At 73.3% G+C, this 13,824-nt stretch carries 12 protein-coding genes; 8 read left to right on the top strand and 4 right to left on the bottom strand.

Annotated features, from left to right (window positions below; genetic code table 11):
- Positions 1–3: 3 nt before the first annotated feature.
- The 3 genes from ABD256_RS03645 to ABD256_RS03635 form a co-directional block, all read right to left on the bottom strand.
- Positions 4–1,272, bottom strand: a complete 1,269-nt coding sequence (locus ABD256_RS03645; protein WP_344413499.1) for an exo-beta-N-acetylmuramidase NamZ family protein — start codon at positions 1,270–1,272, stop codon at positions 4–6.
- Positions 1,269–3,104, bottom strand: a complete 1,836-nt coding sequence (locus ABD256_RS03640; protein ID WP_425546370.1) for a glycoside hydrolase family 3 protein — start codon at positions 3,102–3,104, stop codon at positions 1,269–1,271. The genes ABD256_RS03645 and ABD256_RS03640 overlap by 4 nt, the downstream gene beginning before the upstream one ends.
- A gap of 607 nt (positions 3,105–3,711) precedes the next feature.
- Positions 3,712–4,545: an HAD family hydrolase gene (locus tag ABD256_RS03635; RefSeq protein WP_344413329.1), complete on the bottom strand. Its 834-nt coding sequence runs from the start codon at positions 4,543–4,545 to the stop codon at positions 3,712–3,714.
- 528 nt (positions 4,546–5,073) lie between these two features.
- Here ABD256_RS03635 and ssd point away from each other — a divergent pair.
- The 8 genes from ssd (at position 5,074) to ABD256_RS03595 (ending at position 10,941) form a co-directional block, all read left to right on the top strand.
- Entirely contained in the window at positions 5,074–6,150 is a 1,077-nt protein-coding gene (gene ssd / locus ABD256_RS03630; RefSeq protein WP_344413327.1) for a septum site-determining protein Ssd, read from the top strand.
- Positions 6,147–7,328: a TadA family conjugal transfer-associated ATPase gene (locus ABD256_RS03625; protein ID WP_344413325.1), complete on the top strand. Its 1,182-nt coding sequence runs from the start codon at positions 6,147–6,149 to the stop codon at positions 7,326–7,328. The genes ssd and ABD256_RS03625 overlap by 4 nt, the downstream gene beginning before the upstream one ends.
- Positions 7,329–7,407: 79 nt before the next feature.
- Positions 7,408–8,187 carry a type II secretion system F family protein gene (locus ABD256_RS03620; protein ID WP_344413322.1) on the top strand — a complete coding sequence of 260 codons (780 nt, stop codon included), beginning with the start codon at positions 7,408–7,410 and terminating at the stop codon, positions 8,185–8,187.
- Positions 8,184–8,894, top strand: coding sequence for a type II secretion system F family protein (locus ABD256_RS03615; RefSeq protein ID WP_344413320.1), 711 nt, complete (start codon positions 8,184–8,186; stop codon positions 8,892–8,894). Before ABD256_RS03620 ends, ABD256_RS03615 begins: the two co-directional genes overlap by 4 nt.
- 50 nt (positions 8,895–8,944) lie before the next feature.
- Positions 8,945–9,148: a DUF4244 domain-containing protein gene (locus tag ABD256_RS03610; RefSeq protein WP_344413318.1), complete on the top strand. Its 204-nt coding sequence runs from the start codon at positions 8,945–8,947 to the stop codon at positions 9,146–9,148.
- The gene (locus tag ABD256_RS03605; RefSeq protein ID WP_344413316.1) at positions 9,126–9,521 is read left to right on the top strand and encodes a TadE family type IV pilus minor pilin; all 396 of its coding nucleotides are present in this window, start codon (positions 9,126–9,128) and stop codon (positions 9,519–9,521) included. Before ABD256_RS03610 ends, ABD256_RS03605 begins: the two co-directional genes overlap by 23 nt.
- Complete coding sequence (locus ABD256_RS03600; protein ID WP_344413314.1) at positions 9,508–9,891, top strand: Rv3654c family TadE-like protein; 384 nt, start codon at positions 9,508–9,510, stop codon at positions 9,889–9,891. Before ABD256_RS03605 ends, ABD256_RS03600 begins: the two co-directional genes overlap by 14 nt.
- Positions 9,892–10,326: 435 nt before the next feature.
- Positions 10,327–10,941 (top strand): bifunctional DNA primase/polymerase, encoded by a 615-nt coding sequence (locus tag ABD256_RS03595; protein WP_344413312.1) that lies wholly within the window; start codon positions 10,327–10,329, stop codon positions 10,939–10,941.
- A gap of 57 nt (positions 10,942–10,998) precedes the next feature.
- On the opposite strand, the gene ABD256_RS03590 is transcribed toward ABD256_RS03595, so the two are convergent.
- Positions 10,999–13,389 carry a DEAD/DEAH box helicase gene (locus tag ABD256_RS03590; RefSeq protein WP_344413310.1) on the bottom strand — a complete coding sequence of 797 codons (2,391 nt, stop codon included), beginning with the start codon at positions 13,387–13,389 and terminating at the stop codon, positions 10,999–11,001.
- Positions 13,390–13,824: the final 435 nt, after the last annotated feature.

The following is a 13,824-nucleotide window of genomic DNA, read 5'->3' as shown; positions in this document are numbered from 1 at the left end:
TCCTCACCGGTAGATCAGGTACTGCCGCCGTCGATGCGCGAACCGCGCCAGCTCGTCGCGCCAGGCGCCGGTGACCTCCCCGGCGTCCGCGCCCGCGTCCACCATCGTGCGCAGCCGCGCGGATCCGCTGAGCTTGTCGATGAAGTGGTCCGGCCGCCAGCCGAACTTGTCGGGGTGCAGCCGTTTCGCGGTGACGAACATGGTCACCGCGGTGCGGATCGCGTCGAAGGAGCCGGGATCGGTCACGGCGAGCTGCACACCCCCGCACGTTTCGCCCGCGAACTTGCCGAACGTCGGCACGAAGTAGGTTTCGCGGAAGTCCACTCCGGACAGTCCGCTTTCGCCGAGCGCCTCGCGCCACCGCCAGTCGATTCCCGGCGCGCCGATCGTCTCGAACGGGCGCGTGGTGCCGCGGCCCTCGGAGAACACGGTGCCCTCGAACATCCCGGTGCCGGGGTAGACGAGCGCGGTGTCCGGCGTCGGCATGTTCGGGCTCGGCGGTGTCCACTTCAGACCGGTCCGCGCGAACACCGCGTCCCGCCGCCAGCCCCGCACTTGCTCGACGGTCAACTCCAGCGGCGGAACCCCTTCCGCGGGCAGGAACTCCCCGGCGAACAAGCGCGCCAGCTCGCCCGCGGTCATCCCGTGCTGCTGCGCGATCGGCTTGCGCCCCACCCCGGAGGCGAACGCCGGGTCCAGCACCGGCCCGGCCACGCCGCCGCCGAGCGGGTTCGGGCGGTCGAGCACGACGAACGCCGCGCCCGCCTTCGCCGCCGCCACCATCGCGGTGTACAGCGACCAGATGTAGGTGTAGAACCGCGCGCCGACGTCGGCGATGTCGAACACCACGGTGTCCACGCCCGCCTTGGTGAACAGGCTCGCGAGCTTCGGCGCGTCCACTCCGTACGCGTCGTAGACGGCGATCCCGGTGCGCGGGTCCGTGTAGTCGCCTTCGGAGCCGCCAGCCTGCGCGCTGCCGCGGAACCCGTGCTCCGGGCCGAACGCGGCCACCGGTTTCACCCCGGCCGCCACCATCGAATCGACGACGTGGCCGAGGTTCGCGAGCACGCCCGTCGGGTTGGACAGCACGCCGAGCTTGCGCCCGGACAGCGAGCGCCAGCCATCGGCCGCGGCGAAGTCCGCGCCCGTGGTCACCCGGCGCGCCTGCGCTTCCCGCGGTGTTTCCGCCGCCGTGGCGGGGACCGAGCCCGCCGCCAGCAACGGCGTCGCGATCGCCCCGCCGGCGATGAAGCGCCTGCGGTTGACCGTCACCACGAAAGCCCGTGGCCGAACGGGTACAGCACCTTCGCCGGGTCCGCGCCGGTCGGGACGGTCACCGGCAGCTTGCCCATCGGCTTGTTCTGCCCGGTCAGCACCTTCGCGAGCGACTTCATCGTCACGTCGCGCCAGTCGTAGGTGGCCAGCCAGGTCGGCACGTCCGCGAACCCGGGGTCGTAGGGCTCTTGCACGGCCACCGCGACCACCGGTTTCCCGGTCGCCTTCAGCGCTTCCACCAGCGCGCGCTGAGGAGCGCTGGTGCGCAGCCCGTTCGTCAGCACGACGACGGTCTCCGCGCCCTTCGCCGCCGCGACCGCTTCGTCGATCTTCGCCTGCGCGGGCGAGGCGCCGGTCGGCACCGCTTTCGCGCGCGGGCCCAGTGCCTTCGCGAGCGAGGTCACCGGATCCGAGGGGTAACCGGGGTAGGCCGGGTTGTTCCAGCCCGCGACCAGCACGGGACCGTTCCCGCGTAGCGGCAGCGCCTTCTTGTCGTCGCGCAGCAGCGTCGGCGTGCGGTCGGTCAGCTTCTGGATCTGGTCGAGGTTGCGGCGGGTGCCCACCGTCTTGTCCACCGCGGCCTCGTCGGCGAACGGCTTCGCCAGTATCCCGCGCTTGTACTTCAGCTTCAGGATGCGCGTGACGCTCTGGTCGACGCGCTGCTCGGTCAGCCGTCCACTGTGCACCGCGTCCACCACGCCCTTGACGGCGACGGTCAGGTCCGGCGGCATCAGCATCTGGTCCACGCCCGCCTCCAGCGCGAGCACCGGGACCTCCGCGTCGGGGTGCAGCTTCCGCACGCCCTCCATCTGCAGCGAGTCGGTCACCACCACGCCGTCGAAGTGCAGTTCGTCGCGCAGCAGCCCGGTCATGATCGGCTTCGACAGCGTCGCGGGCTCCCCTGACGGGTCGAGGCTGGGCACCGTGATGTGCGCGCTCATGATCACGTCGATACCGGCGTCGACGGCGGCCTGGAACGGCGGCATGTCGATCTTGCGCCACTCCTCGGCCGACCGCTTGATCACCGGCAGCCCGGTGTGGCTGTCCTCCGCCGCGTCACCGTGCCCGGGGAAGTGCTTCGCCGCCGAGGCCACCGTCTCCGTCGGCGCGCCCGAACGCTGGTAGCCGTCGATCTCGGCGGCCACGAGCTTGCTCGCCAGCGCCGGGTCCGCGGAGAACGAGCGCGAGCCGATCACCGGGTTGAGCGGGTTCGAGTTCACGTCCGCGTCCGGCGCGAAGTCCTGGCCGATCCCCATCGCGCGCAGTTCGTGGCCGCTGATCGCCGCCAGCGTGCGCGCGTCGCCCGCGTCGCGGCCCGCGCCGATCGCCATGTTCGACGGGTACTCGGTGGCGGGTGCGCCGATCCTCGTGACGCGCCCGCCCTCCTGGTCCGTCGAGATGATCAGCGGCAGGCGCGCGCCGGTGCCGAGCGCGGCGCGCTGCAACCCGTTCGAGAAGCGCGCGAGCTGGGCCGGGTTGTCCACGTTGTCGGTGCCCGCGTTGTTGAAGTAGATGACGCCGCCGACCCCGTAGCGCCGCACCACCTGCGCCGGTGTGTCGACGCCGTACTTCTTCTGGTTGCCCGCGTTCACCTCGTCCGCCGACTTGCCCCAGACGTCGGCGACGAAGAGCTGCCCGACCTTCTGCTCCAGCGACATCCCGGCGAGCGTCCGCGTGGCGTAGGCGGCGGCCTCGTCCGGCTGCCGCACCGCCTGCGGGGTCACTTCGCCCGCTTCCGGGGCCGAAGCGCAACCGGCGAGTACGACTGCGGCCGCGCAGGCAGCGGTGAGGGCATGTGTCCTCCGGGGACGGAATCCATCAGTGCGCAAGGCGACCTCCCAGTGTCGGGCGGCACGGGAAACTTCTGACCCGAATCCACCGGCACTGGGAAGCTAGTCACCGAACCCCGGCAGGTCAACGACCGGCTGTGCCGTTTGGCCTACTCACCGCTATCGATTCTCTCTTTTGCCCTAGACCCGCCCGTGCGGGCGACAAAAAGCTGGCGGCGCCCGCCGACGATGTCAGCGGGCGCCGCCCACTAGCGCGGACTGCTCAGGTGACCAAGCGTGCAACTCCAGTCGTACCTACCTGGACTCGGCGTCCGGCGTCCCGGTACGCAGTCCCTAGACGACAAGCCTCCCGCGGCGTGCTGCGCGTGGGTGCCTGGAGTCCGCGCACGGAGTTCTCAACGGGGTGGCTCAAGGCTTATCTTCGCCTTGTCCCTGGCCGAGAAGATGTCCGCACCTCACTTTGTACTCAGTGATGGCCGTCACTTCAAGAGCGCAGACGGGTGCACCGGTACAGACGCACCGTTTTGGTGACGGACCGCGTCCGAAGACGTCAGCGAGTGGGCGAAAACCCTGTTATCGCGGGAAAATCGAGGTCGTGCTTACCGCCGTGTGAGTGGCCGGGTGACCTGCCCGGCGACCGTCTGTACTAACTGGATCGTTTCCGGCTCCGCCGGGAAAGCCCGTACCACGTCGCGGCCGCGGCGATCGTCCCGGCGCCGAGGCCGATCGCGACCGCGGGCGCCACCCGCGTCCGCAGCGAGACCGGTTTCGCGAAGGCGAGCACCGGCCAGCCCCGCTCTTCGGCCGCGCGCCGGAGTTCGCGGTCCGGGTTCACCGCGTGCGGGTGACCCACCACCTCCAGCAGGGGGAGGTCCGTGCTCGAGTCGGTGTAGGCGTGGCAGTCGGCGAGGTCGTAGCCGTGCGCGGCGGCGAGCTCGCGCGCCGCGACCGCCTTGTGCTCGCCGTAGCAGTAGAAATCGACCTCGCCCGAGTAGCGGCCGTCCACCACGCGCATCCTGGTGGCGACGCTCCGGGTGGCACCGAGCATCTCCGCGATCGGCGCCACGACTTCCTCCCCGGTCGCCGACAGCACGATCACGTCGTGCCCGTCGGCGCGGTGCCGCGCGATCAGGTCGGCGGCTTCGGCGTAGACGAGCGGGTCGACCACGTCGTGCAGCGCCTCGGCCACGATCGACCGGATCTGCGCCACTTCCCAGCCCGCGCACAGCGCCGAGATCTGCGCCCGCATCCGCTCGGTTTTTCCCGCATCCGCACCGGAAAGCGCGAAGACGAGTTGCGCGTACGCGCTTTTCACCGCCGCCCTGCGGTTGATCAGTCCCTGCCGCAGCAGCGGTTTGCTGAACGCGAGCGCGCTGGACGACGCGATGATCGTCTTGTCGAGATCGAAGAAGGCCGCGACCGGCCTCGTCGGTTTCCGGGGTGCGCCCGGTGCGCTGGGTGTTCGGCTGGGTTCGGCCACCCCGTCAGGATAGGAGGTGCCCCGCCGGAGACCACGCGGCGTCGTCGCGCGAGGGCAAAATTAACGACAGGCAAAGGAAATCGATTGCTTTGTGCTGTTACCGAATTGTGGGTGCGCAGGTGAGCGCCGTTCCGGCCCGAACAGGGTTACAGTTGGGATATCCGGTGTTTCGACCGGCCCGGTTCAGTCCGACCCCCCGGGGCTGAACCCTCGGCGACCCCCGTCCCTCCCCCCTGGCGGGGGTCGCCCCCATAACCCCTTCGCCGTTGGTTTTCCGGGCGCATCCCGCGCGCGTGATCATGCCACCGCGCACCGACGATTCCGTCCCGGCTGCGCGTGTGCCCGCCGAGTTGTCCACAGCACCCCGGTTGTCCACAGGCGAGCCGGATCGCCCTTGTCCGCGTCACCGGATCGGCGCGACGGTGGAAGCCCGGACGCGGTGGCGGACCCACCGGACGGGCAGGCACCGGGCGATGGCGCTGATACGCCGTAACGCCCCGGGTGCCGCGGGAAGCCTTGGGGGAGCACATGACCGGGAACAGACCGCTCGTCGTCGCGAGCGATCCGACACTGCTCGACGAGATCCTGCGCCTCGCCGCCGCCGCGGGGTGCGAAACCGAGTGCGCGCCCGATCTCCTTGCGGCACGGGACAGCTGGGAGTCCGCGCCGCTGGTGCTCGTCGACGAGCGGGCGGCCACCGGCGGGCCGCTGCCGCGGCGGTCGCGGGTCGTGCTGGTGAGCAAGGGCCCGCCGGAACCGTCGACCTGGCAGCACGTTTTCCGCAATGGGGTGGAAAAGGTCGTCTCGCTGCCGGACGACGAGGCGGGGCTGCTCGCCGCGCTCGCCGAAGTCGTGGACGGGCCCGATGTTCCCGGCGGGCGCGTGCTCGCCGTCGCGGGCGGGCGAGGCGGCGCGGGCGCGTCGGTGTTCGCCGCGGCGGTGGCGTTGCGCGCTGCCACCGAGGGCGAGGCGATGCTCGTCGACTGCGATCCGCTCGGCGGCGGGATCGATCTCCTCCTCGGCGCGGAGTTCGGCGCCGGGCTGCGCTGGCCGGAGCTGCGCCTCGGCGCCGGCAGCGTGTCGATGCCCGCGCTGAGCGCGGCCCTGCCGCGCCGCAGGACGGCGCGCGGTGAGCTGCCGTTCGTCTCGTGCGATCACGACGGCCAGGGTCCCGCGGCGCAGGCGGTCGCCACCGTCGTCGAAGCGGGGCGGCGCGCCGGGTACGTCGTGGTGTGCGATCTGCCGAGAAGTCCCGGCGCCGCCGCGATGGCCGTGCTGGACAGGGCGGATCTCGCCGTGCTCGTGGTGCCGATGGAGCTCCGCGCCTGCGTCGCGGCGAAATGCGTGTTGCGGCGATTCGGCCGGTACGCGGGCAAAGTGCGGCTCGTCGTGCGCGGCCCCGCCCCGAGTGACGTGACCGCCGAGCAGGTGGCCGAATCGGTCGGGGCGCCGATGCTCACCACCATGGCCTCGGACCGATGGCTGCCGAAAGCGGTGGAACGGGGCGAGTTCGACCCCCGGCCCCGCAGCGCGCTCGGCAGGGCCGCGCGCACCGTCCTCAGTGAACTGACGACACCGCGCACCGCGGAACGGGTGCCGTTGTGATCGGGCCGGAAACCGCGGCCACCGAACTGGTCCGGCGCGTCCGGCTGCGCCTCGCGGGCTCCGGCACCGGCGACGATCCGGAAGCCGTCGCCGATGCCGTCCGCGCGGAGGCGGGCGGTCCCGTCGGCCACGGCGAGGTGCTGGCGGCGTTGCGGTCGGTGCGCAGGGAGTTCTTCGGCGCCGGTCCGCTCGAGCCGCTGCTGGCGGAGCCGGGCGTCACCGATGTGCTCGTCACCGGTCCCCGCGAAGTGTGGGTGGACGGCGATTCCGGCCTGCGCCGGGCGGACGCCGGGTTCGCGGACGAGGAGTCCGTGCGCAGGCTCGCGCAGCGGCTCGCGTTCGCGGCCGGACGGCGGCTGGACGACGCGCAGCCCTTTGTGGACGGCTGGCTGCCCGGTGACGGCCCGCACGGCAGGGTGCGGCTGCACGCCGTGCTGCCGCCGATCGCGGCCGAGGGCACGTGCGTCTCGTTGCGGGTGCTCCGGCCCGCCGCGCACGACCTGCCCGCGCTGGCCGGGCTCGGCACCTTCGACGGCGACAGCGAGCGCGTCGTCAGAGCGGTCGTCGCCGCCCGCCTCGCGTTCCTGGTCACCGGGGCCACCGGCGCGGGCAAGAGCACCCTGCTCGCCGCGATGCTCGGCGAGGTCCCGGAAGGCCAGCGCATCGTCTGCGTCGAGGACGCCGGAGAGCTTCAGCCGCGGCACCCGCAGTTCGTCCGGCTGACCGCGCGGCCGCCGAACGTCGAGGGCGCGGGCGAGGTCACGCTGCGCGATCTCGTGCGCCAGGCGCTGCGCATGCGCCCGGATCGCCTCGTCGTGGGCGAGGTCCGCGGCACGGAGGTCTGCGAACTGCTGGCGGCGCTCAACACCGGCCACGAAGGCGGCGCCTGCACGCTGCACGCCAACTCCCCGTCCGAGGTGACGGCGAGGCTGGAGGCGCTCGCCGCGCTCGGCGGACTGTCGAGACCCGCCCTGCACAGCCAGTTCGGCGCGGCCGTCCAGGTCGTGCTGCACATGCGGCGGCGCCCAGCCGGGAGGCGGCTCGCCGAGATCGGCATGGTGTCGCGTGTGGACGGTGCGGTCGTCGTCCGTCCGGTGTGGACGGACGGGCGGTGGACGGCGCACCGCGCCCGGTTCGAGCGGCTGCTCGACGCGAAGGGGGTGCGGCCACCGTGGTGAGGCCTTCGCTCCTTCCCGCCGATCGGACGCGTGCCAATTCCGTTGGTGCGCAAGGGTTTTCAAGCGGGGAGTGGTCGTCGTGGTGACCTGCTCGCTGTTGTTGTCCGGCTGCGCGTTGCTCTCCTGGCCCGCGGACGGGTCGGCCGCGCGCCTGCGGGGGTTGTGGGAAGCCAAGCCGCGTTCGTGGCAGGTACCGGCGGGCTGGTGGCGCGTCGCCTCGCCGGTGGCCGTCATCGCGCTCGCCGCGGTGGCGGGCGGCCCGGCCGGCGCGGTCGCGGCGGGGCTGCTCACCGCCGCGGTCCGGTGCCGGTGGCGTGCCGAGCGGCAGGCCCGCGTCCGCCGCGCGCTCGCCGCCGCACTGGCCGACGCGATGCGCGCGATGGTGACCGAACTCCGCGCCGGGGCGCATCCGGCACGGGCCGTCGAGGTCGCGGCGGAGGACTCCCCGCCCGCGCTCGCCGGCGAACTGCGCGAGCTGGCCGGGCACGCGAGGCTCGGGGTGGTTCCCCGTGGCCGCGGCACCGGAGCCACGGACGCCCTGCGCCGTGCGTGGGCACTGGCGGACGAGCACGGCGTCCCGCTGGCCGAGGCCGCCGATTCGGTGCGCCGCGGCGTGGTCGCCGAGGCCGCGTTCGCGGCCCAGTGCGAGGCGCGGATGGCGGGACCGCGTGCCAGCGCGGCGGTACTGGCGCTGCTGCCCGTGTTCGGGGTCGCGCTCGGCGAGGCCATGGGCGCGTCCCCGGTCCGGGTGCTCACCGGCACGGTCGCGGGCCAGCTCCTGGCGGTCGCCGGCTGCGCGCTGCTCTTCGCCGGTGTCGTGTGGAGTTCACGGGTGACCGGACGGGCGGTGACCCGGTGATCGCCCCGGCCCTGCTGGCGTGCTCGCTCGCGCTGCTCGCCGCACCGTCGCCGAGCTTGGCGCGGCACCGCTTCCGGCGGCTGCTCCCCGCCGGGCGAGGCCCTCTGCCTGGTGCGAAAGCCAGGTCGCCCGCGCCTCTGCTGGCCCTGTCCGCCGGTGCCGCGGCGTTCGGCCTCGGCGGCTGGCCCGCGGGCGCGGTGCTCGCGATCCCGTGCGGTGCCGCGGCCTGGCTGCTGATGACCAGGAGACGCGCCAGTAGCCCGGCCGGGCCGCAGCGGCTCGCGGCCACCTGGGACCTCCTCGCCGCGTGCCTGCGCGCCGGGTTGCCGGTGCCGACGGCGGTCGAAGCCGTCGCGGGCGGCGCACCCGGCGAGGTGGCGAACGCGTTGCGCGCCGCGGCGAGGCTGCTCGCGATGGGGGCCGACCCTGCCGAGGCGTGGGCGCCCGCCGCCGAGATCCCGGAGACGGCCGAACTGGCCAGGGCAGCCAGGCGCACCGCGAGATCCGGTGCCGCGCTCGCCTCCGTCGCGGCGGACCTCGCCGCGCGGGCACGGGCACGCCTGTCGGACGAGGCCGAGGCGAGGGCGCAGCGCGCCGGCGTGCTGATCACCGGGCCGCTCGGGCTGTGCTTCCTGCCCGCGTTCCTGTGCCTCGGCGTGGTCCCGGTGGTCATCGGGCTCGCGGGCACGCTCACCATCCCGCGGTGATCATCCGCTGCGAACCATCCACAAAGGACGAACAACGAGGAGTGAACACCATGCGAGGCAACCACCACCGGTCCGACCCGTTCGACCCGTTCGGCCTGTTCGGCGGCGACGACGGCATGAGCACCACCGAGTACGCGATCGGCACGCTCGCCGCGGCGGCGTTCGCGGCCGTGCTGTACGTGATCGTCACCGGGGACGGCATCGTCGACGCGCTGACGGGACTGGTGCGCGATGCGCTCGACTTCAAGCGCTGAGGTCCCGGCGAACGCGCGCGGGGACCCCGAGTCCGGCGCCGTGACGGTCGAGGCGGCGATCGCGGTGTGCGCGCTGGTCTTCGTGCTCGGGCTCGTCCTCGCGGGGTTCGCCGCGGTGTCCGGCCAGCTCCGGTGCACCGACGCGGCGAGCGAGGCGGCCAGGCTCATCGCGCGCGGCCAGCGCCCGCTCGCCGAACGGGCGGTCGCGGAGATCGCCCCGCCGGGTGCGGTGCTGACCACCAGCGGCGAGGCGGGCGGCATCCGGGTCGACGTCCGCGCCACCCCGCTCGGCGGGATGCTGCCCGTCGACCTGCACGGCACCGCCTACGCGGTACTGGAACCGGGCGAGGGCGGCGGCCGTGCGAGCGGGTGACCAGCGTGCCGCCGGGTACGCCACGGTGTGGGCAGCCACGGCGATCGCGGCGCTGCTCGCCATCGCGGCGCTGGTGATCTGCGGCGGCGCGGCGGCGGTCGCCCGGCACCGGGCGAACGGGGCGGCGGACCTCGCGGCCTTGGCCGCGGCGGGACGGGTGGCCGACGGTGAGCAGGCGGCCTGCGCACGGGCGGGCCTGGTGGCGGACCGGATGGGCACCCGGCTGGTGAGCTGCCGCCTGGCGGGCCGGGACGCGCTGGTCGAGGTCGGCTGCGCCCCGCCCCGCCCGCTCGACCGGTTCGGCACCGCCTCGGCGAGGGCGCGGGCGGGACCGGTCGCGAAGGCGGGACGAGCGGTCGCCGGGCGCTGAGGGGCCGCCGGGTGAACCGGTCGTCTGCGCGGCCGCACGATGAACGGTCGGCTTCGCCCGTACGAGTGTGATGCCCGACGCACGAGCAGCGGTTGCCCCTGCGCGGCGAACGGTCAGCGGTCCGCCGGCCGGTGCCTCGCTGTCACGGGCGTGGATACGTTGCGTGTCAACGAAAAGGAGGCCCGGTTCGAGGATACCGGACGGTCCGCTGGTCCAGACCGCTTGCCGCGCCTCGCCGGGCCCGCGCGGTTCGGCGGGGCGAACCCCCGCCGTGCGTTCACCGTCCCGTAACCGCCGGTTGTCGAGCGCCGCTTCCGGCGATCCGCACATTGCCGTTGAGTGAGATCAGACACCAACGGCGCACCACACCCGGCGACAACGGGTTCGGAGCGCCCCCCCCACAGGCGCAGAACCCAGAAAGGCAGAAGCAGGACGATGTTGGACACCGATTGGTCGGACAGCTGGCGTGGCGCGTTCGGGATCGAGCTGCGTGCCGAGGCCATCGGCCTCGCTTCCCGCGGCTGGCCGGTGCTCCCGGGCACCTGCCCGGCGCAGGGCCAGGACACCCCCTGGTTCGGGCCCGTCCCGGCGCACGAGAACTGGCGTGAGCAGCTCGGCGCGCACCCGCACCGGATCGCCGAGTGGTGGACCGGCACCCAGTACAGCCTGCTCGTGGCGACCGGCATCGTGCTCGACGCGGTCGAGGTCGACGCCACGGTCGGCAAGCGGGCGGCCCGGCTGCTCCGCGCGCTCGGCCACCCCGCGCCGATCGTCGCCATGCCAAACGGCCGCTGGCTGTTCCTGACCAAGGTCGCCGAGCGGGTCCCCGCCGAGCTGGTCGCGCACGACGGCGTCCACCTGCACGGCGAGGACGGCTGGATCCCGCTGCCGCCGACCCCGTTCCAGCACGGTGTCGTGCACTGGCGGGTCAAGCCCGAGGTGTGGGGCTGGCAGCTGCCCGAGGCCGACGCCGTGCACGAGGTTCTGGTGCGCGCGCTCGACGAGGAACCCGAAGCGGCCCTGGTGGCCGCGAGCCGGACCGCGGCCTGACCCGCACCACCCATGCAGTGACTACCACTCAGTGACCACCACTCAGTGACCACCAGATCAGTGACCACCAGAGTGGCCGGGCCGGCCGCCGTGCCGACGCAAAGCCCCCAGCACGGCATCCAGTACGGCCACCGCCCCCGCCTTGTCCAGTGGATCGTTGCCGTTCCCGCATTTCGGCGACTGCACACAGGACGGGCAGCCCGCCGGGCACTCGCAGGAGACGATCGCCTCCCGCGTAGCGGCCAGCCACGGGACCAAAGCGGCAAAACCGCGATCGGCGAATCCCGCACCCCCGGGATGGCCGTCATGCACGAACACCGTCGCCTCCCCGGTGTCCGAGTGCAACGCGGTGGACACCCCGCCGATGTCCCAGCGGTCGCACGTAGCGAACAGCGGTAGCAGGCCGATCGCCGCGTGTTCGGCGGCATGCAGGGCGCCGGGGACGCGCGCCGGATCCAGTCCGGCGCCCCCCGGCGTCCTGCCACTCTCCCCGGTCCCCGAAAGCAGCTCGTCCGAGATCGTGTACCAGACCGCGCGGGTGCGCAGAACCTGTTCCGGCAGGTCAAGCGGAACCTGGTCGAGGATCGCCCCGGACGGCAGGCGCCGCAGGTACCCCACCACCTGCTCGGTCACCGCGACCTCGCCGAGGCACACGGTCACCCCGCCGAAGTCCTCCCGCCGCAGCGTGGACAGCACCGAGATGTCCACGACCTCGCGCGGCGAGGTGTTCCAGTCCGGGTCCTCGGCGTGCACGAGCGCCAGCCCGCCGTCGAGGTCGAGCTCGTCGACCACGTAGGACGAACCCTGGTGCAGGTACACCGCGCCGGGATGCACGGCGGTGCACGCCGAACCCGGCGACACCGTGCCGAGCATCCGCGAGGTTTCCGACTCCACCACCGCGATCTGCTCGCCGCCCGAGCCCCGGATGTCCACCTCGCCGTGCGGGCGCTCGCGGGCCGTCCAGTACCAGCCGCTCGCCCGCCTCCGCAGCACCCCGTCCGCGACCAGGCCGTCGAGCACCGCCTTCGCCGCCTCACCGCCGAACGCGTCGAGCTCCGAGACGGTGAGCGGCAGTTCCGCCGCCGCGCAGGCGAGCTGCGGCGCGAGCACGTACGGGTTGCCGGGATCGAGCACCGCCGTCTCCACCGGGCGGTCGAGTATCGCCGCGGGATGGTGCACGAGATAGGTGTCGAGCGGGTCGTCCCGCGCGACGAAGAGCACCAGTGCCTCGTCACCGGAGCGCCCGGCGCGGCCGGCCTGCTGCCAGAACGAGGCCAGCGTGCCGGGGTAGCCCGCGAGCACCACCGCGTCGAGACCCGCGATGTCGACGCCGAGTTCGAGCGCGTTCGTCGTCGCGACCCCGAGCAGTTTTCCGCTCAGCAGGGCCTTTTCCAGTGCCCGCCGTTCCTCCGGCAGGTATCCGGCGCGGTAGGCGGCGACCAGCCCCGGCAGCTCGGAGTCCACTTCGGACAGTATTCGCCGCGCACCGAGCGAGGTGAGCTCGGCGCCGTGGCGCGACCGGACGAACGCGAGCGACCGCGCGCCCTCGATGACGAGTTCGGCGAGGATCCGCGCGGCTTCGGCACCGGCGGAGCGGCGGACCGGCGCGCCGTGCTCGCCGGAGAGGCTGTCGAGCAGCGGCGGCTCCCACAGCGCGACGGTCCGCGCGGCGCGGGGGGACGCGTCGTCCTGCACGGCGGCGCAGCCGACCCCGGTGAGCCTGCTCGCGAACTCGGCGGGGCCGGCCGTGGTCGCGGACGCCAGCACGAACACCGGTGACGAGCCGTACCGCTTCGCCACCCGCTGGAGCCTGCGGAGCAGCAGCGCCACGTGCGAGCCGAAGACGCCGCGGTAGCCGTGGCATTCGTCGACCACCACGTAGGCGAGCCTGCGGAAGAACCGCGCCCACCGCGCGTGCGCGCCGAGAATCCCGAAGTGCAGCATGTCGGGGTTGGTGAAGACCCAGCGGCCGTGCGCGCGGACCCAGTCGCGCTCCGCCATCGCGGTGTCCCCGTCGTAGGCCGCCGCGCGGACGTCGCGCAGGTCCAAAGAGGACACCGAGCGGAGCTGGTCCGCGCCGAGCGCCTTCGTCGGCGACAGGTAGAGGGCGCAGGCCTTGCCGTCCTCGGCGAGCGAGGTGAGCACCGGGAGCTGGTAGGCGAGCGACTTCCCGGACGCGGTGCCGGTCGACACCACGACGTGCTGCCCGCCGTGCGCGAGCGTCGCCGCTTCGACCTGGTGCTCCCACGGCTCGTGCACGCCACTCGCCCGCAGCGCTTCGACGACCTCCGGCGCCGCCCACGACGGCCACTCGGCGGTGCGCGCGAAGCGGGCGGGCTGATCGGCGACGTGGGTCACCGGGTTCTCGTCCGCCGGGATGCCCGCGGTGACCCTGCCCAGCAGGTGCCGTGCCCGTCCGTGCGCCGGAACCGGCGAGCCCTCATCCACCCGCCGAGCTTCGCACAGCGGCACGACAGGCAGCGCACGGCGGAACGGCACGGGAACGGGCGCGGAACGGCGCGGCGGCGCGGTACGACCGTCCGCGACGGCAACGGCACGCGAAAGGCGGTACCGGAGCGGGCCGAGGGCGCTCCGGAAGTCGTTGCGGCACCCCGGAAACCCGTCTCGTGAGCAGTCTCACACCTACTACGCTGCGTGTTCTGGCCGGGACGCCTTGCAGAAGCGGGATGCAGTACCAATACACTCCGGCGAACCACACTCCATGTGGCGAGCGTCATGCCGGATTGCCGGTGAGCTCCGCGGGCGGCCGCGCACACGTGCCGCGGCCCGTGGGCTTTCCGCCGTTCGGGGTGCCGCTCGGTATCCCAGGCCAGCGTTGGCGGGTTCCACGGCCGGCGCCGGCTTCAGGCGACGTTATCCAGG

It is taken from the genome of Amycolatopsis minnesotensis (genome assembly GCF_039529815.1).
Lineage (GTDB): Bacteria > Actinomycetota > Actinomycetes > Mycobacteriales > Pseudonocardiaceae > Amycolatopsis > Amycolatopsis minnesotensis.
Note: the sequence above shows the minus strand (reverse complement) of the source record. Positions and strands in the feature narration are given on the sequence as shown.